Below are 20,265 nucleotides of genomic sequence, written 5' to 3'. Positions count from 1 at the left end.
GCGTGGTGGCGGCGGCTGGGGTGGTCGTGGTCGTCACAGGGTCACGATCACATCCGGCCCTCGACGGTGCATGCGGAGCGGATGCCGGGGTGCGCCTTCCGGGGTGGGGGGTGCGGGTGCGCTTGCGACTGCGGCTCCGGTGGGGCTTCTCACGCAGTTCCCCGCGCCCCTGAAAAGCAGGGGCTGCGCCCCGTGCTTTTCAGCCCCGCCGCCGGTCGCCTTACAGGGCTGCGGGGGCCGGTCTTTCAGGCCCGCGGGGGCCTGTCTTTTAGGGGCGCGGGGAACTGCGCGAGAAGCCCCACCGGGCCCGCACCCGACAACGCACCCGACCACGCACCCCACTAGTCGCCACGCAACCTCGGCGCCCACACCCCCGCGTCCACCGCGTGCCCCTCCCGCTCCACTACCCCCGCCAGACACCGGCCCCAGGCACTCACCCCGGCCAGATCGACCCCGTACGGGCGGGCGCGGCCGCTCCCCGCGCCCCATTCCTCCACGGCACCCGCGCCCCGCCGCAGCAGCAGCGCACCGCCCTTCACATTCCCGCGTGCCGAGTGCGTGAGGCCCACCGCGAGCTGGGCGAGGCCCCGCCACAGCGCGCGCTCCTCGGCCGGCCCGGACTTCCACGCGTCCTCGAACACCTCGTGCGCGTGAAACGGCTTCCCCGCGTCCAACAACGCCTGCGCCTCCACGACCGTGTCCTCGGGCGCCCGCACCACCCCCTCGGGCTGCCGCTGCACACCCGGCGCCCCGTACGGCAGCGGGCGCCCCAGGCCGTCCCGGGGCCGCGCGCTCCGCGCCCGCCCCTCCTCGTCCCGGTCCCGTCCCCGCGCCGTCCCGTCCTCCGCTGTACCGCTCATCCCTCGATTGTCCCCCGCCCTCACCGGCTGCGGGGCAGTGGCCGACGTACGGTAAAGTTCTCACTGCGCGATCACGCGGTTCACCGCGGGCAGCGCACCGGGACGTGGCGCAGCTTGGTAGCGCACTTGACTGGGGGTCAAGGGGTCGCAGGTTCAAATCCTGTCGTCCCGACGGTGCAAGAGGGCTTCGAGCCCAGGTCAGGGCCTTGTTTCACTTCGGTGGGACAGGGCCCTTGATCGTTTTCGGGGACCGTCGTCTCACAATTTCTCACAAGCGCTGTTGATCAAGGTCAGCCGAGCAGTTCGGCCAGCTTCTCCGAACCCGCCTTCAGGGACTGCGGGTCGGGGTGCATGTAGACCCGCTTCGTGAACGACAGGTCCGAGTGTCCGGCCCACGCCGACACCACCGTGTCGGGTACGCCGTTGTTCGCCATTCAGGAGAGGCAGGCGTGCCGCGCGTCGTACAGCCGCACCTTCCGTACGCCCGTCTCCGCCATCAGCTTGTGCGCCTCGCGGCGCAGCTTGTCCGTCTTCCAGGCGCGCCCCAGTTCGTCCACGAGCACGTACCCGCTGTCCTCGTATGCTTTCCCGGCGGCCAGCCTCTCCGCTGCCTGCTGTGCGCGGAACGCCTTCAGCGCCCGCAGGACCGGCTTCGGCAGGGGCAGAGTGCGCTTCCCCGCCTCGGTCTTCGCTCCCTTCTCCACCACCTTGTTCCGCTGGCCGCGCTGGGCGGTGCGGTCGTAGACGATCGTCCGCGTGTTGGTGCCGACCGCGATCGTCCCGGCTATCAAGTCCACGTCCGGGCTCCAGCGGGCACCGCACACCTCCGCCGGACGCTGGGCGATCAGGGCGAGCAGCATGGGGGCGTAGGAGCGGTGGCCCTGGATGCCCTCCAGGAACCGCTTCACCTCCTCCTGGTTCCACGGCTTGTGCTCGATCGCGGCCTTCTTCGCCTTCTCCTTCGCCTGCTTGGAGATGGTCACGTGCTCGGCCACGTTGCGAACCACCACGCCGCGCCGGACCGCGAGGTTCAGGGCCGAGCGCAGGCGCCCGAGGGTGAGCCGCACTGAGCGGATGCCGAGGCCCGTGCCGGGCTTCCCGCAGCGCTGGCGGCCCTCGGTCACCATCCAGTCGATGAACGCTTCCACGTCCTCTTCGCTCAACTCTTGTACTGGCTTGTGTCCCAGGAAGGCGCGCACGGGCCGAAGCGCGTTGTCGTAGTTGCTGGCGGTCGCCTCTTCCACGTCCCTCGTGGCCGACTTCAGCCACACGTCCAGCAGGGCGCCCACGGTCATCTTCGCGGGGGCTACGTATGTGCCCGCGCTGCGCTGGTGGCGGATGCGGGCCAGTTCGTCGCGCGCCTCCCGTTTGGTGTCCTTGGTGACGGTGAGCTGCTTCCGCCGCATCTTCGGCTTGCCGGTGGCCGGGTCGGTCAGCGAACAGCCTGCCCCCCAGGGCCAGGATGAGTGAGCAATTCCGCGCAGCGGCAACGGAATCCGCATTGCATCTCCGAGCCCACATTGCGCGACTCGAAGACCGCGAACTGGCAGCCAGTGTGCTGGAGTGGCTGGAGCCGCACCAGAACGCCGCAGCAGCCCGTACGGCGCTTGACGCGCTTCAGGATCGGCCAAGTCATCAACTCCGGGGGCTCTACGCAGACAGTCCTGCATAGCACTGCTGCGGGCGGCGCCATCGACGCTCTCCCGCAGTCGTGGCGGGCGTAACGTGACAGCGTGGCAAACGAAGACCTGGGGAAGACCCTGCGCCGCTTGCGCCGTCTGGCCTCCCTGACGCAAGAAGAACTGGCTGAGCGCTCCGGCGTGTCCGTCGATGTGATCCGTCAGCTCGAACAGCGGCGGAAGCACTCGGCGCGCCTGCCCACACTGCACGCACTGGCCAACGGTCTCGGCGTGGAACTGACCACGCTGCTGGGCGACCCTCCGGCGGTCGCGGCAGGCGGAGAGAGTGACGGGCCGCGCTTCGTCGCCGTGCGCCGGGTCATCATGCCCGCGCTATGGGGGCCGGAGCCGGATCCAACCGGCCAGGACTTCTCGATGGACCGACTGCGCGAGCACATCGCAGACGGCTGGTCGCAGTACCACGCAGCCGAGTTCGACACCGTGATGAAGAGCCTCCCCGACCTGATCACCGAAGCGCGTTCCGCCTCGGTGTCCGCGAGCGACGACGATCGCAGGGCCGGTTTCGCAGCCCTGGGCAAGGCGCTTCAGCTCGCCGGACACGTCGCCGTGCGCATGGGCAAGACAGACCTTGCCCTCACCAGCCTGGAACGCGCCATAAGTGCGGCGGAGCAGTCCGCAGACCCACTCTTGGTCCCCATGATCGTGAACTCTGTCGCCTGGACCTACCAGCGGCAAGGTCGCCTGGAAGACGCCCTGGGGATCGCCCTTCGCGCGGCGGAGGCCATCGAAAGCGGCGGCCACACAGACACAGCCGACGGGCTGAAGGTGTGGGGCGCCCTCACCATGAGTGCTGCCACGTCCGCCGCACGCAGCGGCGACTACGAACGGGCGGCGGAACTGATGGCAGGAGCGGAGAAGGAAGCGGCCCGCGTCTCCAAGCTGCCTGCGGGCAGTGACAATCGAATGGTCAGCGTTTTCAGTCCGTCGTCGGTGCGCATCGAACGCGTTCGCCTCGCCGTGCAGTACGGGCACCCGCATGACGCCTTGGCTCTGGCCAAGGGAATGCGGCTCAGTAAGGACACTCCGCCGTCCTGGCGGACGTGGCTGCTGCTGGACGTGGCCCGAGCGCACACGGACATCGGCGATGCCGCCGGAGCGGTGAAGGCTCTGGAGTCCTTGCGCCGGGTGGCACCGACGTGGATGCAGCATCACACGTTGGCCGTGGCCATCGTGCGTGACCTGTGGGCGCTCCCCAACCACCCGCCAGGACTCCGGTCGTTGGCGGAGTTCCTGGGGGTCGGCGAATAGCGTGGTGAAAGTGGGACGTTGCGCCCCTGTCACCCTTCTTGGCACGTCGCTTACATGAATGGTCACGCCCCGCGACCTCGTGAACGGCCGGGGCTGCGGCCGACCTGAAAGAGCAACTGACGTGCCGAAACCCACGGACGCGCAGTCACAAAAGCAGCCCCGGCAATGCCTGCCGCTCACCGTAGCCCGCCCCACCGGGCACCCCGGCTACAGCGCGACCATGCCGCGTGAACCGGGGAGCGCGGCCACTGCTCGGCGTCTGGTGCACGTCGCCTTGGCTGCGTGGCGGCTGGACGAACTGGCCGACGTCGCGTCCCTGATCGTCTCCGAGCTGGTGACCAACTCTGTGAAGCACGCCCGGAGCCATTCAATCCGGATCACGGTCACCCGGCCCGAGGCAATACAGGTACGCATCGGTGTTGTGGACAAGTCGAAGAAGCTCCCGGCGCCTCGGGAGTCGAGCGCCGAGGACGAGGGCGGGCGCGGCCTGGCGCTCGTAGAGGCGCTGGCCGAGGACTGGGGCACCGATCCGCTGCCGTGGGGGAAACGGGTGTGGGCAGAACTGCATGGGAAGGGACACGAATGACCGGCAAGAAGGAAGGGCGCGCGTGGGTGGGCGACCTGATCCACGACGAGGACGCCGACCGGCGCGGCATCGTCGCGGACGTACGCGGTGGAGCCACGTGGGAGCTGCGGCCGGAGTGCGGGCCAGGTCAGTGGACCTCGCAACGGCCGGATCGACTACGAGTGATCAAGACCCGTAAGGAGAGGCTGCGGGACCGGGACACCTGAAGCCCGCAACGGCAGAAGCCCCGGCTCGGTGGTGATCACCGGCCGGGCTTCGTCGTCTCACGCTCGTCTCACAGACTCGTTGTGCTGAGCCAGGCTATGTGGGACCTGACCTGGTCTTTTCCGCTCTCTCTGGATCTCACAGACCCCTATGGACGGTATGTCGTTCACTGGGGGTCAGGGGGTCGCAGGTTCAAATCCTGTCGTCCCGACTCGACAGAGTCGCAGTTCAGGGCCGTTTTGGAGTGATCCAGAACGGCCCCTTGAGCATTTTTGGGGACCAGCTAGGCCCTGGACACGGGCAGCGCGGTACTCACCGCGCTGGCGGCGGCAGACCTCGGTATGGATGTGCTGGAGGCAGTCGAGGAGCGGTTTCCCGACGGCCGTCACGTGGACTTGGCACGGGGAATCGCCGCTCTGGCCGAGCGACTCGCCGCCCATCGGCTGCCCCGTACGGCCGATCCGGTGACCCGGGCAGGGGAACTCGACCGGCTCAGCGTGCGGCTCGGCTTCGCCGGACGGCATGCCGAGGCGCTCGTCCGTGCGCGGGAGGCCTTGGAGATCTGGCGGTCGCTCGCGGCGGCGGACCCGGCGCTCATGACGCGGGTCTGGCCGGGGCACTGACCGCTCTGGGGTCCTGCCTGGCCCGGGTGGGCAGGCGGGAGGAAGCGGTGGCTCCGGCGGAGGGAGCCGTACGGATCCGACGCCGATCAGCTGATACGGAAACGGAGACGGAGACCGGGACCGACGTCGACGTCGACGTCGAGGCCCAGGACGGGCTTGCCACGGCGCTCAATGAGCTGGGGATCAGGCTGTCCGAGGTCGGCCGGCGCTGCGGCTCACGGACCGGCTGAGGACGCTCAGGTGACGACGGCGCTGTCGACCAGATCGAGGTCGGGCAGATCGAGGTCGGGCAGTTCGAGCGTGCAGATCCGTGCGGCCTCGTCGGCGGTCATGCCGAAGTGGCGCAGCAGTCCGCGCACGATCACGTCCGAGGACTGCGCGTCGTCACGGTCGGGCTGGGCGTGCAGCAGCGTACCCAGGGCCAGTTGGGCGCTGACCGTCATCGCCAGGGCGAGATCCAGATCCTCCACCTCGAACCGTCCGGCTTCCGCCGCGGTCCGGATGTCCCGGCGCGCGCGGGGAGCCAGGCCGCTGTCGGTGTGTACGACGTCGAGGCCGTGCTGGAGGAGGACTCGGCTGAGCTGCGGATAGCGGCGATGCAGTCGGCCGGTCATGCGGAAGCTCTGGGCGTACGCGACCGCCGGGTCGTCGACGTCGGCGGTGAGCCGGTCCATGAGGCCCCCGAACCACTCCAACGCCTCCTCGACCGCGGCGCGGAAGAGGTCCTCCTTGGTGGCGAAGTGGTTGTAGAACGTGCCGACGCCGACATCGGCGAGCTCGGTGATCTCCAGGATCGCGACGTCGGTGCGCCCCTCGGCCAGCAGGCGCTGCGCCGCGCAGAGCAGCGCGTGCCGCGTCCGCGCCCGCCGCCGGTCGACTCGCCGGGACGTGGTCCGGTCGGCCATCGCATCCTCCCTCGCGACGCACGCAGATTCAGAGTTGAAGATATCATCAACTCCTTTCTGAATATTTCGTCAGCCCCCTTGACTGACATCACTATCGGAAGTGATGATTTATTCAGGATGTGGCGCCGAAGACCGCTCGTCAGTCCGTACAGGAGAAGACATGAGCCGACCTGTGAAGACCACCTCCTTCATGTCTCCGGTCTGGCTGCGCGCAGACCTGTCGAAGGAAGCAGCCCTCGGGTACTGGGCCGGGCCGCACGCGCGGATCGCCGGGCGGCTGCCCAACATCGCCGAGTACGTGCAACGGCACTTCTCGCCCACCGATCACGGTTACTGGCCGTCGTCGCCCACCGTGGGCACGACGGTCCCCCCGGGCTGGCGCTGCGACGGCGTGGCCGAGGTCCGGTTCGGGAGCACGGTCGCCGCGCTGGGCATGCCGATGCGCATGCGAGAGGTCTATCTGGACGAGCAGAACGTCTTCGAACGGGTCCTCGGGCAGGTCACCGGCCCGGGCGGAGGTCGCTGGTGGACCGACGGCCACGACGACGCCCTAGGCCATCGCACGGTGCTGCTGCTGCGCCGACGCAGGGGAGCGAGCGGTCGGACCTTCCGGCGATATGTCCACGACCGTCTCGGTCCCGCGCTCCGGGAGGCCGGCGCTCGGGATCTGCGGACGTACACCTTCCTGCCCTGGTCGCGCTACGCGCACCCCACGTTCGGCGTCAGCCACGACAACCCGGCCCACCGCCGCTACCACGCGAGCGTCGTCGTCGGAGCCGACAGCCGGGCCGCCATGGACGAGCTGCTCAAGTCCGAGCAGGTCGCCGGAATCGTGGCCGATCAGCGGACGGTGCTGACAGCCGTGCACGCCTACACGGTGGAACGAAGCGTGCCGGTCGTCCGTGTCGTTTGATCCCGGCCTTGCCCGGAACGCCTCGCGGCGGCGCCCGCGCAGACGAGGAGATCAGGCGCGCACCCGCTTGAGTCCCGGGTTCTGCCGCCCGGGAGCCGGAAGCAGGAGCCGCCGGGGAGCCGGCCGCAGCAGGCGGCTCACGATCCGCATGGGCAGTCCGGACGACGCCCTGGACAGCGCGGTGGACCAGGCCCGGTCCACCGCTTCCCGGGGGCTGCACCTGCGGTCGGTGACCACCGCCGAGGACGGGATCGGCGCCCGCTTCACAGGCCGCTCGGCCGCCTTCCGGCCGGACCCGTCGTCGAGTGCGTAGGGGGAGGATGGTCAGCCGAGGTCGGGGAGGGGGCGCCGGGCGACCTCGTGGGCCTCGTCCGGCGGGACGCCCAGCATCCGCAGGACCATCTCGGCGAGGTTCCCCGCGGCCTCGTCCCCGTCCACCTCGGGGCGGGCGAAACGCAGCTCGACGAGGGACAGCAGGGTGCCGCCCAGCGCGGACAGGGCGACCACCGGGTCGAGGGCGGTGAAACGGCCGGAGGCGATGCCGGCCTGGAGATCGCGCAGCGCCCGGCGGGCCAGGCCGTTGTCCGCGTGGATGTGCCCGAGGCCACGGCGGCGCAGGACCTGCATCAGCTCCGGGTGGGAATCGGCCATACGGGCGCTGAGCCGGAAGCCGGCCGCGACCAGCTCGGCCGGGTCGTCGATCCCGGTCAGGCGCTCGTCGAAGTTCTGGCCGAACTCCTCCAGAGCGTCCACCACCGCCGTCTCGAACAGCTCCGACTTGGACTCGAAGTGGTTGTAGAACGAGCCGAAGCCCACGTCCGCGCGCTCGGCGATCGCCTGGATGCTGGCGCTCGTGTCACCGGTCTCGGCGAGTATCTGCCGGGCCGCGCGGACGAGGGCCCCACGGGTCTCTGCACGGCGTCGCTCGAAGCGGTTGGCTGACGTAGACATGCGCAGAGTCTAACCGCGGGCACGATGGCGACCACAGTCCTGATGAATTCATCAGTTCCCACCCGTGAACACCTTGACGAGGAAACTGTCACAGTTGATGATTTCCTCATTACGGCAATGTTGCTCGGAGGGCACCCATGTCTGAAACCCACGTCGACGGGGCCGATGTCATCACGGCCCACCAGGACCTCCACAGCGAGCGGGGCGCCCTGCGCGGCGAACACCCCGGCCGCTCCCGGAACCCGGTGATCAAGGTGGCGGACCTGGCCTGGCTGGAGTTCGAGAAGCCCGACCTGGACCGGGCGGAGGTCTTCGCCCGCGACTTCGGTTTCGGGATCGCCGCCCGCACCGAGCGGGAGCTGTGGCTGCGCGGCACCTTCGCCGGCTCGCCCTGCATGGTGATCCGGCGAGGTCGTACGTCCCGCTTCATCGGTCCGGCCTTCAAGGCGGCCGAGCGGGCCGACCTCGACCGGCTGGCCCGCGCCACCGGATCGTCCGTACGGGACGCCGACGTTCCCGGCGGCGGCAACGTGGTCGACCTGCTCGACCCCTCGGGCTTCCCGGTGCGGGTCGTGCACTGCGCCGAACAACTTCCCGCGCTGCCGGAACAGCGGCCGCTGCTCCTCAACTTCGGCACCGACCACCGCCGTACCAACGTCACCCAGCGCCCCCCGCGCGAGCCGTCCCGCATCCAGCGCCTGGGCCATGTGGTGCTGGAGACACGGGTGTTCGGCCGGGCCCTGGACTGGTACCTGGACACCCTCGGCATGATCGTGTCCGACTTCCTGTTCCTGGACGGGCAGCGCGGACGCGGTCCGACGATGGCGTTCATCCGCTGCGACCTCGGCAGTGTCGCGGCCGACCATCACACTCTGGCCATGCACCTGGGCCCGGGCACCGGCTATGTCCACTCGGCCTACCAGGTCACCGACCTGGACTCGATCGCCGCCGGCGGCGAGTACCTGTCCGAGCGCGGCTACCGGCGCAGCTGGGGCATCGGCCGGCACATCCAGGGCAGCCAGCTCTTCGACTACTGGCGCGACCCCGACCACTTCATGCTGGAGCACTTCGCCGACGGCGACCTGTTCTCCCGCGACCTCGAACCCGGCTGGGCGCCCATGTCCACCACCGGCCTCGCGCAGTGGGGCCCGCCCGCCACCCGCGACTTCCTCGGCGCGAGCCCCTCCCCGCAGCGGGTCCGCGACGTCATCGAGGCGTTGCGCGGCGACAACGAGATGGACCCCGCCCGTCTGTTCGGCCTGCTCAAGGCCGCCAATTCCTGAATCCCCCCACCTGAACCCCCCCACCTGAACCCCCCCACCTGAACCCCCGCACCTGAACCCCCGCACCCGAATCCCCTCACGAAGGCACTGACATGAGCACCAATGTCCTGCGTACCGCCGACGGCTGGTGGGTCGTCCGCGACGACCGAGCCGTCCCTGTCGAGACCAAGGCCGTCACCACCGCCGAGCTGCTGGCTGACCGCGCCGCCGTCCAGGAGGCCGCCGCCTCCGCCGAGCCGGGCACGCCGGTCGCCGACCTGGTCGCGCTCTCCCCGGTCACCACGCCCTGCCGGGTCGTCGCCCAGATGGTCAACTACCGCAGCCACGCCCGCGACTCGGGCTTCACCGGCGACATTCCGCCCGCCTTCTTCCGTAAGGCGTCCGGCTCGGTCAGCGGACCCGGCGACGCCGTCGTCCGCCCCGCGCACGTGAAGTTCCTCGACTACGAGATAGAACTCGGCCTCGTCATGGGCGCGCCCCTGCCCCTCGGCACCGTCGTCGAGGAGCGGGACCTGCCCTCGTACGTCGCCGGCCTGGTGATCACCAACGACATCAGCGCCCGTGAGGTGCAGCTGACCAAGACCCAGTTCTACGAGAGCAAGTCGTACCCGACCTTCACCCCCACCGGCCCCCACCTCACGCTGCTGGAACCGGACGACTTCGCCCATCTCCTGGACCTGAGGCTGAAGTTGAGCGTCAACGGCGAGCTGCGGCAGGACCGGACCCTCGCCGACATGATCGTCCGCCCGGCGCAGGCGCTCACTCTGCTGGCCCGGTTCCAGCACCTCGACCCCGGTGACCTGCTGCTCACCGGCACCCCCGGTGGCACGGCCCTGAAGGCGCCGCCGAAGGCCGTCGAGAAGATCGGCGCGCTGCTGCCGCCGGCGATGAAGTGGAAGGCGTTCTTCAAGAGCCAGGCCAAGAACCCGCTCTACCTGCACACGGGTGACGTGATCACGGCGACGATCGCGACCCCCGACGGCCGACTCGACCTCGGCGAGCAGCGCACGCCCGTCAAGCACGCGAACTGACACCCGAGAGGAGAGCCGCACATGACCGTCGATGAAGCCGCACGGGTGCCCGTCGTGATCGTCGGGGGCGGGCCGGTGGGAGTGACCGCCGCACTCCTCCTGGCCCGGCGCGGGGTCCGTGCTGTCGTCCTGGAACGCCATCAGGACCTCTACCCGCTGCCTCGCGCCGTCGCCACCGACGACGAGATCCGCAGGATCCTCCAGGCGGCGGGCGTCGGTGAGGAGTTCACCGCCCTCACTCGTCCGGCCGACGGGCTGCGGCTGCTGGACGCCCGGCACCGGGTGATGGCCGAGTTCCGGCGCTCCCGGCAAGGCCATCACGGCTATCCGCAGTCCAGCATGTTCGACCAGCCCGAGCTGGAGCGCCTCCTGCGCGACGCCCTGGCCCGGCGCCCGGAGTGCGAGCTGCGCGGCGGCGTGGAGGTCACCGGCGTCGGCCCGGACAGCGCGGGCCCCGTCCGGGTGACCTACCGCGACGACACCGGCGAGCACGAACTGTGGGCCGACGCCGTCCTCGGCTGCGACGGCGCCAACAGCCTCACCCGCGAGGCGATCGGCGGCGTGTGGGAGGACCTGCGCTTCGAGGAACGCTGGACCGTCATCGACGTTGAGACGACGGGCCCCGTCCGTTGCTGGGAAGGCGTCGACCAGGTCTGTGACCCGGGACGGCCGGCCACCTTCATGCGGGTGAACGACACCCGCTACCGCTGGGAATTCCGGCTCGGCGAAGGCCAGGAGACCGTGCGCGAGCTGATCGCCCCATGGCTGCCGCCCTCGTACGACGGGGACTTCGAGGTCGTCCGCGAGACGCAGTACACCTTCCGGGCCCGCGTCGCCGACCGCTGGCGCGACGGACGGGTCTTCCTGCTCGGGGACGCCGCCCACCTCACCCCGCCGTTCATCGGGCAGGGTCTGTGCGCAGGCCTGCGGGACGCCTACAACCTCAGCTGGAAGCTCGCCCGAGTGCTCCGACAGGGAGCGCCCGAAGGGCTGTTGGACACCTACGAGAGCGAACGCAGGCCGCACGCCCGGCATATGGTCCGACTCGCGGTCGCCATGGGCTGGGCCATGACCGGCGGCCAGGACGGTGGCGCCGCGTTCCGCCGCCGGGCGCTGGCCGCGGCCTGCCGTGTCCCCGGCCTGGCCGAGCTGGCCGGCCGCGACCTCAGCCCGCCCCTGACCGCCGGACCGCTGGTGCGGCGCGGGGTCCGCCGGAGCCTGCCGGGCAGGCACTGTCCACAGCCGTGGGTGGACGCCGACGGCGGGCGCACCCGTCTCGACGAGGTGCTCGGCGACTCCTTCACCGTCCTGACCGCCGCCGAACCCGGGCCCTCGCTCACCGCGCTGGCCCAGGGACTCGGCATACGGACGGTCCCCGTGACCGAACTCGGCGACGACGGCACACTCGCCGCCTGGCTGCGCGCCGGACGCGCGGACGCGGTCCTGCTGCGGCCCGACCGTGTCGTGATGGACGTCGTCCCGTCCGGCGGCCGTGACTTCACCTCGACCGCCGACTGGGCGCCCCTGCTGCACACCACACGAAGCCCGGTTCCTTCCGAACGAACCGCTCCGACAAGCCTGTTGAGGAGTACGACGCGATGAGCACGCCCTTCTTCACCCCCGATCCGGAGACGGCGGCCGGCAGTCGCATCGCCGAGTTCGCCCGGCGGCAGGGCATCGCCCCGGACGACTACGCCGCCCTGCACCGGTGGTCGGTCACCGACCTGGAGGGGTTCTGGGGCGCGGTGTGGGAGTACTTCGACATCGACGCCGACACCCCCTACGAACGGGTCCTGGCCGAGGAGACCATGCCGGGCGCCCGCTGGTTCGCGGGGGCCACCCTCAACTACGCCCACCACGCCCTGCGCAAGGTCGGGGACGACGACGTGGCGATCCTCGCCCTGGACGAGACCGGCTCCGGGTACGAGGTGACGGGGCAGCGGCTGCGCGCCCAGGTGGCCTCCGTGGCCGCCACCCTGCGCGACCTCGGTGTCGGCCGGGGCGACCGGGTCGTCGGCTACCTGCCCAACACCCCGCACGCGATCGTCTCCTTCCTCGCCGCCGCGAGCCTGGGCGCCGTCTGGTCGGTATGCGGGCAGGACTACGCCCCCAAGGCCGCCGCCGACCGTTTCGGCCAGCTCGAACCCACCGTTCTGATCGCGGCCGACGGCTATCTCTTCAACGGCACCACCCACGACCGCCGCGACGCCGCCCTCGAACTGGCCGGCGCGCTGCCGACGTTGAAGGCGACCCTGCTGGTGGACCACATGGGTCTGCCGTGGCCGTCGCGGCCGTATCCGTCGCTGGTCGTCCCCTGGGAGGACGCCTCGACCCGGACCGAGGAACTCGCCTGTGTGCCGGTGCCGTTCGACCATCCGCTGTGGATCGTGTTCTCCTCCGGCACCACCGGTCTGCCCAAGGGCATCGTCCACGGCCACGGCGGGGTCCTGCTGGAGCACCTGAAGACCCTCGGCCTGCACTCCGACCTGGGCCCGGGAGACCGCCTCCTCTGGTACACCACCACTCACTGGATGATGTGGAACCTGGTCGTCTCCACCCTCCTGACCGGCGCCACGACCTGTACCTACGACGGCAGCCCGGCGCCCTTCGCCACACTCGACGTCCTGTGGGAACTGGCCGCCCGGCACCGCGTCACCGTCTTCGGCACCAGCCCCCAATACCTGCTGGGCATGGCCAAGTTCGGCATCGACCCCTCCGGGCACGACCTGTCGGCGATCCGCGTCGTCGGCTGCACCGGCTCGACCCTGCCCGCCTCCGCCTACCCCTGGGTCCGCGACCACGTGGGGAGGCAGGCGCTGCCGGCGTCCATCAGCGGCGGTACGGACGTCGTGTCCGGCTTCGCGGGCAGCGCGCCCAACACCCCCGTGTGGGCGGGTGAGTTGTCCGCACCCCATTTGGGCGTGGCGCTGGCCGCGTACGACGACGCGGGCGAGCCGGTGGTGGACCAGGTCGGCGAGCTGGTCGTCACCCGGCCCATGCCGTCGATGCCGCTGTACTTCTGGAACGACCCCGACGGCACCCGCTACCGCGACGCCTACTTCACGGCGTACCCGGGCGTGTGGCGGCACGGTGACTGGATCACCCTCACCGGCCATGGCTCGGTGATCGTCCACGGCCGCTCGGACAGCACGCTGAACCGCAACGGCGTACGCCTCGGCAGCGCCGACATCCACGACGTCGTCGAACGCCTCCCGGAGATCGCCGAGGCCCTGGTCATCGGCGCGGAGGAGGCGGACGGCGGCTACTGGATGCCGCTGTTCGTGGTCCCGGCCACCGGAGTGGTCCTGGACGACACCCTCCGCGCGCGGATCAAGGACGCGATCCGCACCGGAGCCTCGCCCCGTCACGTCCCCGACGAGATCCTCGAAGTCCCGGGCATCCCGCACACCCGCACCGGCAAGAAACTGGAGGTGCCGGTCAAGCGCCTGCTCCAGGGTGCCCCGGTCGAGCAGGTCGTCAACCCCGCCACCGTGGACAACCCCGAACTCATCGACCACTACGCCCGCCTGGGCGCCGAGCGCCGTGCGGGAAGGGCCACCGCATGACCGTCGTGCTCACCGTGGCGCTGTCCCTGGTCTTCCTGCCGTTGGGCCTGGCGAAGATCGCCGCGGTGCCGTTCATGCGGCAGGCGGCGGCCCACCTGGGAATGTCGGTCCGCCTCTACCGCGTCGTCGGCGCGCTGGAGGTGGCCGGGGTCGCCGGACTGCTGGGGGGACTGGTCCGGCTGCCGCTCGGGGTGGCCGCCGCGGGCGGGCTGGCGGTGCTGATGACCGCGGCCGCCGTGGCCCACCTGCGCCACGGCGACCCGCCGCCCCGGGCCGCCCCGGCCGTCGCACTGGCTCTCGTCGCCGTGACCTACGTGGCCATGGCAGCGGCAGGCTGACGCGCCTCCTGAACGAGCCGGGCGTGGGCAACCCCGTGAGGGTGGCGGCTGCCCTTTGCCTGGCTCCCCGCGGGTCGCCGTCGCACACCGGCCTCCCCCTCCCCCCGGGCCGGGGTGGCCCGCGTCGACGTCCGGGGCCTGCGAGACGGCTGTGCTCGTCAGGCCCCGGACGTGGTGTCCCTGCTCCCGGCGATGTCAGCCGCACCGGAACAGTGGAGGGTTTCGCTCCGCTGTGCCGCGGGCTTGGGCAGGCCGCGTCCGGCGCCCCGACATCTCCCGCGGGTAGGCTCTGTCCGATCAGGGAGACTCTGCGGGGACGGGGCATGGGCGGGGTGGAGAAGACGCGGGGCGGCGGGGCCGAGCGGGCGACCTCGCGGGATGTCGCCCGGCTCGCCGGGGTGTCGCACACGGCCGTGTCCTTCGTCTTCAACGGCCGCGCCGACGGCAACCTCTCCGCCGAGACACAGGCCAAGATCCGCAAGGCGGCCGCACAGCTCGGCTACCGGCCGAACGCGGTCGCCCGCGGCCTGCGCCGACGCCGTACCGCCGTGATCGGTCTGGTGACGGACGAGATCGCCACCTCGCCGTTCGCCGGGCGGCTGCTGCGCGGGGCCATGGACACGGCGTGGAGCAGTGAGCATCTGGTGCTCACCGTCGACTCCGGGCAGGACCCGGTCACCGAGGACGCGGCCGTCGCCGAACTGCTCGACCGGAGGGTCGACGGGATCATCTACGCCGCGCTGTCGCTGCGCCGCGCCCGCGTCCCGGACGGGCTGCACCGCACGTTCGCCGTGCTCGCCAACTGCCTCCCCGAGGACGGCTCCCTCCCCGCCGTCATCCCCGCCGAGCGGGCCGGCGGCCGCAGCGCCGCGCGCGCCCTCCTCGACGCGGGCCACCGCCGTGTCGCCCTGGTGGGTGGCCTGGACGACATCGCGACCGCCGAGCGGCTGCGCGGCTTCCGTGACGCGCTGCGGGCGGTGGGACTGACCGCCGAGAAGGAGTGGCTCCTGCGGACGGGCGGGGAGATCTCCGCCGGGTACGAGGGGGCGTTGCGGCTGCTGGACGGTGTTCCCGCCGATCGGCGGCCCACCGGGATCGTCTGCTACAACGACCGGGTCGCCGCCGGCGTCCTCCACGCCGCCGCGCGCCTGGGCCTCGACGTGCCCGCCGATCTGTCCGTCGTCGGCTACGACGACCAGGAGCACATGGCCGCCTTCCTCAGCCCGCCCCTCACCACGGTCGCCCTGCCCCACCGCGCGATGGGGGAGACGGCCGCCCGTCTGCTCCTGGACGCCATCGACAGCGGGACCGCGCCGCCCGTCACCACCCGGCGGCTGGAGTGCCAGGTCGTCATGCGGGGTTCGGTGGGACCAGCTCCCAGCCCGTGACCTCGACATCCGTCCCCGACACGGTCAACTCCGCGATGTCGTCGTCCCGTTGGTACACCCGTTCCGTCGCTGCCGCGCGGTCGCCCGCGAACAGTTCCAGCAGGGAGCCGTCCACGAGGATCCTTACGGTGAGGGTCTCGCCCGGCGGGGTCGGCAGGACCGGCAGTATCAGGGGGGCCGTGCCGTCCGGGCGGTCGCGTGGCCAGGCCGTGCGGTCCAGGGTCACCGTGCCGGAGGCCGGGTCGAGCCGCACGGTCAGCTCCGCCCCGGACGCGGCCCGCAGCAGAGTCACGGTCGCCGTCGAACGGGCGGTCACCAGCAGGTCGTAGGCGAGGGGGAGCGGACCATGCGGTCCCGGTGCGGTGGTGAACGGGTCTGCCGCCCGCAGGAGTTCGAGTTCCGGCGCCGGTACGACCCGTAGCGTGCCGTCCTCGTGGGTGTCCACCACACGGGGTGCCGTGAGGACGCCGGACCAGCCCGCGCGGGCCACCACCTCGGGCGGGCGCGACTCCCAGGACCAGCCCCAGAGCAGGGCGCGGCCGGACTCCGTGTCCTGGAGGACGGAGGGGGCGTAGAAGTCACGGCCGAGGTCCAGGGGGCCGCCGCCCTTGCCCTCCGTGAACCTCAACTGCCCTTCCTCCACCTTGATCAGACGCCCCGTCAGATACGCCGTGCTCAGCGGGTCGCCGTCCCACAGCGCCACCGCCAGTACCCAGTCGCCCCCGGGGGTCACCCACAGCTGCGGGCACTCCCAGCCGATCGCCCGCGTACCGAAGGCGCGGGCCGCCGCCGGGTCTTGGCCGTCCAGCAGGACCCCGGCGAACCGCCACGCGTACAGGTCCTCGCAGTCGTACACCAGGACGGACGGGGTGCCGTCGGCGTGGCCGGCGCCCACCAGCGCCCAGCGGCGTCCGGCGAAGCGGAAGACGAACGGGTCCCGGAACATCGTCACGTCCAGGCCGGCCGGCGGGCCGGCGACCACCGGCACCGGGAGCTGCTTCCACTGCCGAAGGCCGTCGTCCTCGGCCACGGCGAGACAGATCGTGCTCAGGCCCTGGTGGTCGTGGTCGATCCCGGAGTACACCGCTGTCGGTGCACCACCGTCGTCCACCACGCAGCCGGACCAGCAGCCCGCCTCGTCCGGGCCGCCGGGCGCCGGGCGCAGGGCGATCCCGTGGTCGTCCCAGTGGGCGAGGTCGGGGCTGGAGGCATGGCCCCAGTGGACGTTCGCGTGGACGGGGGCGTCGGGGTTGTGCTGGTAGAAGAGGTGGTACCGACCGCCCCAGCGGAACGGGCCGTTCGGGTCGTTCATCCAGTTGGCCGGCGGCCGGACCCGGAAACGCGGGCGGTGAGCGTCGGTCGACCGGCTGACGGAACGCGAACTCAACGGTTGACTCCTGCGGATGTGATGCCCTCGCGCAGAGGGCGCTGGCCGACGACGAACACGACGACGGCGGGGATCATGGAGAGGACGACTCCGGCGAGGACGACGGAGATCGAGCCGGTGCCGAGGTTGCCCTGAAGGGAGACCAGGCCCAGGGGCAGCGTGAGGTTCTCGGTGGAGGTCTCAAGGATCAACGGCCGGAAGAACTCGTTCCAGTGGTAGTTGAAGGCCAGTACGCCGACGATGGCGAGGCCGGGGGCCGCCAACGGGGCGTACACCGACCGGAAGACGCGCCACGGGCCCGCTCCGTCGATCATCGCCGCCTCGCCCAGGTCCTTCGGCATGCCCAGGAAGTACTGGCGCATCAGGAAGGTGCCGAAGGCCGTCGGGAAGGCCGGGACGATGAGACCGAGCAGGGTGTCGGTCAGACCCAGCGTCTTCAGTTCCAGGAAGACCGGGACCATCGTGACCTGCAAGGGCACCATCATCGTGGCCAGGACCAGCGCGAACAGCGACTTCTTGAAGCGGAATTCGAGACGGGCGAAGGCATAGCCCGCAAGCCCCGCGGTGATCATCTGACCGACCGCGATCAGCGCGGTCACCAGGGTGGAGTTCAGCGCGTACAGCCACACGTCGATCTGGTCGAAGACCCCGCGGTAGGCGTCGAGGGTGGGGTCCGCCGGGATGATCCTCGGCGGCAGGTCGAAGGACTCCGCCGGCGTGCGCAGGGACGTCGACACCGTCCAGATGACCGGGCCGAGCGTCACCAGGGCGCACAGCGCCAGTCCGGCGATCCGGCTCCAGGGCGCCAGCCCGTGCCGTACGCGTGACGCGACTGGGCTCGTAAGAGAGGTCGTACTCATAGGACTCACCCGGCTCACTGGTAGTGGACGTAACGCCGGCTGAGCCGGAACTGGAGTGCGGTGACCGCCATGATCAGGACGAAGAGCAGGACACCCACGGCGGACGCCTCGCCGAAGCGGAGCTGCTCGAAAGCCGTCTCGTAGATGACCATCACGACCGTGCGCGTCGAGTCGCCGGGACCGCCGGCCGTGAGGACGTACGGCTGCTCGAAGACCTGGAGGGCGTTGATGATGCCGACCACGGACGCCACCAGCAGCGTGGGCGACAGCAGCGGCAGGGTGATCGCGAGGTGCTTGCGGATGCCGCTCGCGCCGTCCAGCGAAGCCGCCTCGTGCACCTCCTTCGGGATGGTGTTCAGGCCGCCGACGAACAGCAGGAACGAGAAGCCGAACTGCTGCCAGACATACGCCAGGACCACGGCCGCCATCGCCCCGTTCTCCGAGGTCAGCCACGGGACCGAGGGGATACCGACGGTGCCGAGAAGCCAGTTCACGGGGCCGAAGTCCTGGTTGAACAGGTACTTCATCACCACCGAGATGGACGCGGCGGACAGCACCAGCGGGAAGAAGAACGCCGAACGGAACACCGACCGCAGCCACTTGGGCATCCGGCCGTTCACCGCGATCGCCAGCACGAGCGCGATCAGCAGCTGCAGCGCGACCGCGAGCACCATGAAGACGAGCGTGTTGCGGAAGGAGACGAGGACCGTCGAATCGGTCAGGATCTCACGGTAGTTGGCCGCTCCGGCCCAGCGCGGATCCTCGATCACGTCCCACTGGAAGAGGCTGAGGACGACCGAGCCGACGATCGGTACGACCGTGAAGACGACGATGCCGACGACGGTGGGCGCGAGGAACAGGACGGCGAGCAGGCGGGCGCCCCGACTGCGGGCGGTGGGGGCGGCGGGCTCGGATGCCCTACGGGTCGCACGACTCCTTCGAGGACCGACGGACTCCGGGCGTACGGCCCTGATATCGGTGTTCGTCATACCTCACGCTCCATGGCCTTCTCCAGGTCCCCCTGCAGCCGGCGCAGCGCGGGGCGCACCGCGCCCGGGCTCGCGAGGGCGGTTCCGGTGTGCTTGATCAGCAACTGCTCGACCTCGTTGACCTGCGGCGGGGCCGGGATCGGGCCGGTGCTGGGGATCTTGTCGAGGGTGTCGTAGAAGACCTGCCAGTGAGCCGGGCCGGTCACCCGGTAGCGGGCCGCGTTCACCATGGAACGGCGGGCCGGAGTGGTCTGGTTGGCGGCGAAGAGCTGGGTCATCACGTCCTTGCGGGCGGTGTACTTGATGAACTCCCAGGCCTCGTCCCGCATCGTCGACGTACGCAGCATCGCGTACCCGGCGGCGCCGAACTGGTGACGCCGGGTACGCCGACGCGGGAAGTACCGGACGTCGTAGTCGGTCGGTTTCAGACCGGCTTCATGCAGGCCGCCCGCCCAGAAGCCGCCCGCGGGCGTGACACCGACGCGGCCCGTGGAGAAGACGCCGACGAGGTTCCGGCCGTCGCCACCCTCCGGGCGGGTGCACAGGTCCTCCTGGACGAGGGAGGCCAGGTAGTCGTAGACCTCCGCGACGCGGTCGGTGTCGGCCAGGGGCGTCGTCCACCGGTAGCCGCCGCCCCGGCCGCGCCGATCCGCCTCGGGGTAGAAGGAGTTCCAGAGCCATTCGCCGCCCGGGGCCTTGGACTCGGCGAGGAGGTTGGTGCCGTTGGCGAAGAGCCAGGGGACCACTCCGCCCCACAGCCGGTTGGTCCAGAAGTACGGGGTGAACTGGGCGCCGTTGCTGCGTTTCATCGCCCGCAGCAGCGCCGTGAAGTCGTCGTGGGTCCAGTCGTCGTCGGGGAGTTCGGCGCCCGCGCGCTCCAGGACCCGGGTGTTGAGGTACATGTCGGCCGCGTTGAACTCGACCGGCAGCTGGTAGAGGCTCCCCTCGTACATCATCGACTCGACCAGCGAGGGGTGGACGTCGGCGAAGTACGCGCGCAGCTCGGCCGCGTCCCGCTTCGCCCACTCGTCCAGCGGTACGCCGAGCCGCTGGGCGAAGAGCTGCACGCCCTCGGTGGCGACGTACACCAGGTCGGGGGCCGTGCCCGCGGCGATCTGGGTGAGGATCTTGGAGAAGAAGTCCGACCAGTCGTAGGCCTGTACGGGGTTGATACGGATCCTGATGTCGGGGTGCACCTCGCGGAATCCGTCGCGCAGGGCGCGCTGCGCGTCGAGGTTGAAGGCGGAGCCCAGGGTGGCGATGACGAGTGAGCCGTCGTCGCGGCCGGGGATGTCGGCGGCGGTGAGGCGGTCCCAGCTTGCTGCGACACCGGCGAGAGCGGCGGCACCGGCGCCGTACGCGCCGTAGCGCATCAGGCCCCGGCGGGAGAGGAGCGAGTCGGTCATCGGCGAGCCTAACTCGTGTTAGCCGAA

The 20,265-nt window shown here is 70.8% G+C and carries 22 protein-coding genes and 1 tRNA gene; 14 read left to right on the top strand and 9 right to left on the bottom strand.

Going from position 1 to position 20,265, the window contains the following annotated elements; translation table 11 throughout:
• Positions 1-341: 341 nt before the first annotated feature.
• Complete coding sequence (locus tag ACZ7MG_RS22270; RefSeq protein ID WP_471391074.1) at positions 342-860, bottom strand: DUF309 domain-containing protein; 519 nt, start codon at positions 858-860, stop codon at positions 342-344.
• A gap of 98 nt (positions 861-958) precedes the next feature.
• Here ACZ7MG_RS22270 and ACZ7MG_RS22265 point away from each other — a divergent pair.
• Positions 959-1,032: transfer RNA gene (locus ACZ7MG_RS22265), tRNA-Pro, on the top strand.
• Positions 1,033-1,150: 118 nt separating this feature from the next.
• On the opposite strand, the gene ACZ7MG_RS22260 is transcribed toward ACZ7MG_RS22265, so the two are convergent.
• Complete coding sequence (locus ACZ7MG_RS22260) at positions 1,151-1,294, bottom strand: hypothetical protein (protein WP_471391077.1); 144 nt, start codon at positions 1,292-1,294, stop codon at positions 1,151-1,153.
• The gene (locus tag ACZ7MG_RS22255; protein ID WP_471391080.1) at positions 1,295-2,362 is read right to left on the bottom strand and encodes a tyrosine-type recombinase/integrase; all 1,068 of its coding nucleotides are present in this window, start codon (positions 2,360-2,362) and stop codon (positions 1,295-1,297) included. It abuts the gene before it with no gap.
• Between the two features lie 231 nt (positions 2,363-2,593).
• Here ACZ7MG_RS22255 and ACZ7MG_RS22250 point away from each other — a divergent pair, with 231 nt between their 5' ends.
• From ACZ7MG_RS22250 to ACZ7MG_RS22230, 5 genes are all read left to right on the top strand, one after another.
• Positions 2,594-3,808: a helix-turn-helix domain-containing protein gene (locus ACZ7MG_RS22250; RefSeq protein ID WP_471391082.1), complete on the top strand. Its 1,215-nt coding sequence runs from the start codon at positions 2,594-2,596 to the stop codon at positions 3,806-3,808.
• 121 nt (positions 3,809-3,929) lie between these two features.
• Positions 3,930-4,394, top strand: coding sequence for an ATP-binding protein (locus ACZ7MG_RS22245; protein WP_471391085.1), 465 nt, complete (start codon positions 3,930-3,932; stop codon positions 4,392-4,394).
• Entirely contained in the window at positions 4,391-4,600 is a 210-nt protein-coding gene (locus tag ACZ7MG_RS22240; RefSeq protein ID WP_471391087.1) for a hypothetical protein, read from the top strand. Before ACZ7MG_RS22245 ends, ACZ7MG_RS22240 begins: the two co-directional genes overlap by 4 nt.
• Before the next feature lie 345 nt (positions 4,601-4,945).
• Positions 4,946-5,221, top strand: coding sequence for a hypothetical protein (locus tag ACZ7MG_RS22235; RefSeq protein WP_471391090.1), 276 nt, complete (start codon positions 4,946-4,948; stop codon positions 5,219-5,221).
• Positions 5,222-5,268: 47 nt separating this feature from the next.
• Positions 5,269-5,451 (top strand): hypothetical protein, encoded by a 183-nt coding sequence (locus tag ACZ7MG_RS22230; protein WP_471391093.1) that lies wholly within the window; start codon positions 5,269-5,271, stop codon positions 5,449-5,451.
• A 6-nt stretch (positions 5,452-5,457) separates the two neighbouring features.
• On the opposite strand, the gene ACZ7MG_RS22225 is transcribed toward ACZ7MG_RS22230, so the two are convergent.
• Positions 5,458-6,126 (bottom strand): TetR/AcrR family transcriptional regulator, encoded by a 669-nt coding sequence (locus ACZ7MG_RS22225; protein ID WP_471391096.1) that lies wholly within the window; start codon positions 6,124-6,126, stop codon positions 5,458-5,460.
• Between the two features lie 160 nt (positions 6,127-6,286).
• Here ACZ7MG_RS22225 and ACZ7MG_RS22220 point away from each other — a divergent pair, with 160 nt between their 5' ends.
• Together ACZ7MG_RS22220 and ACZ7MG_RS22215 are read left to right on the top strand one after the other, a co-directional pair.
• Positions 6,287-7,039 (top strand): hypothetical protein, encoded by a 753-nt coding sequence (locus tag ACZ7MG_RS22220; RefSeq protein WP_471391099.1) that lies wholly within the window; start codon positions 6,287-6,289, stop codon positions 7,037-7,039.
• 148 nt (positions 7,040-7,187) lie between these two features.
• Entirely contained in the window at positions 7,188-7,352 is a 165-nt protein-coding gene (locus tag ACZ7MG_RS22215) for a hypothetical protein (RefSeq protein WP_471391102.1), read from the top strand.
• Between the two features lie 11 nt (positions 7,353-7,363).
• Here the strand turns inward: ACZ7MG_RS22215 and ACZ7MG_RS22210 are convergent, their stop codons facing one another.
• Positions 7,364-7,990, bottom strand: a complete 627-nt coding sequence (locus ACZ7MG_RS22210; RefSeq protein ID WP_471391105.1) for a TetR/AcrR family transcriptional regulator — start codon at positions 7,988-7,990, stop codon at positions 7,364-7,366.
• A 137-nt stretch (positions 7,991-8,127) separates the two neighbouring features.
• Here ACZ7MG_RS22210 and ACZ7MG_RS22205 point away from each other — a divergent pair, with 137 nt between their 5' ends.
• The 6 genes from ACZ7MG_RS22205 (at position 8,128) to ACZ7MG_RS22180 (ending at position 15,596) form a co-directional block, all read left to right on the top strand.
• Positions 8,128-9,273 (top strand): VOC family protein, encoded by a 1,146-nt coding sequence (locus ACZ7MG_RS22205; RefSeq protein WP_471391108.1) that lies wholly within the window; start codon positions 8,128-8,130, stop codon positions 9,271-9,273.
• A 92-nt stretch (positions 9,274-9,365) separates the two neighbouring features.
• A complete protein-coding gene (locus ACZ7MG_RS22200) occupies positions 9,366-10,304 on the top strand; it encodes a fumarylacetoacetate hydrolase family protein (RefSeq protein ID WP_471391110.1) in 939 nt (312 codons plus the stop codon).
• Between the two features lie 21 nt (positions 10,305-10,325).
• Complete coding sequence (gene mhpA, locus ACZ7MG_RS22195) at positions 10,326-11,906, top strand: bifunctional 3-(3-hydroxy-phenyl)propionate/3-hydroxycinnamic acid hydroxylase MhpA (protein WP_471391112.1); 1,581 nt, start codon at positions 10,326-10,328, stop codon at positions 11,904-11,906.
• On the top strand, positions 11,903-13,870 hold the full coding sequence (locus tag ACZ7MG_RS22190; RefSeq protein WP_471391114.1) for an acetoacetate--CoA ligase: 1,968 nt from the start codon (positions 11,903-11,905) through the stop codon (positions 13,868-13,870). The genes mhpA and ACZ7MG_RS22190 overlap by 4 nt, the downstream gene beginning before the upstream one ends.
• Positions 13,867-14,208, top strand: a complete 342-nt coding sequence (locus tag ACZ7MG_RS22185) for a DoxX family protein (RefSeq protein WP_471391116.1) — start codon at positions 13,867-13,869, stop codon at positions 14,206-14,208. Before ACZ7MG_RS22190 ends, ACZ7MG_RS22185 begins: the two co-directional genes overlap by 4 nt.
• Positions 14,209-14,531: 323 nt before the next feature.
• Positions 14,532-15,596 (top strand): LacI family DNA-binding transcriptional regulator, encoded by a 1,065-nt coding sequence (locus ACZ7MG_RS22180; RefSeq protein ID WP_471391119.1) that lies wholly within the window; start codon positions 14,532-14,534, stop codon positions 15,594-15,596.
• Here ACZ7MG_RS22180 and ACZ7MG_RS22175 read toward each other — a convergent pair.
• The 4 genes from ACZ7MG_RS22175 to ACZ7MG_RS22160 are packed head-to-tail and all read right to left on the bottom strand — an operon-like array spanning position 15,559 to position 20,238.
• Positions 15,559-16,983: a glycoside hydrolase family 32 protein gene (locus tag ACZ7MG_RS22175; protein ID WP_471391122.1), complete on the bottom strand. Its 1,425-nt coding sequence runs from the start codon at positions 16,981-16,983 to the stop codon at positions 15,559-15,561. The genes ACZ7MG_RS22180 and ACZ7MG_RS22175 overlap by 38 nt on opposite strands.
• Complete coding sequence (locus ACZ7MG_RS22170; protein ID WP_471391125.1) at positions 16,980-17,843, bottom strand: carbohydrate ABC transporter permease; 864 nt, start codon at positions 17,841-17,843, stop codon at positions 16,980-16,982. The genes ACZ7MG_RS22175 and ACZ7MG_RS22170 overlap by 4 nt, the downstream gene beginning before the upstream one ends.
• Positions 17,844-17,857: 14 nt before the next feature.
• Positions 17,858-18,832, bottom strand: coding sequence for a carbohydrate ABC transporter permease (locus ACZ7MG_RS22165; RefSeq protein WP_471391127.1), 975 nt, complete (start codon positions 18,830-18,832; stop codon positions 17,858-17,860).
• The gene (locus tag ACZ7MG_RS22160) at positions 18,829-20,238 is read right to left on the bottom strand and encodes an ABC transporter substrate-binding protein (RefSeq protein WP_471391130.1); all 1,410 of its coding nucleotides are present in this window, start codon (positions 20,236-20,238) and stop codon (positions 18,829-18,831) included. Before ACZ7MG_RS22160 ends, ACZ7MG_RS22165 begins: the two co-directional genes overlap by 4 nt.
• Between the last annotated feature and the right edge of the window lie 27 nt (positions 20,239-20,265).

It is taken from the genome of Streptomyces sp. NPDC107538, assembly GCF_055657445.1.
The sequence above is the reverse complement of the archived record's forward strand: the minus strand, read 5'-3'. Positions and strand labels throughout refer to the sequence as shown.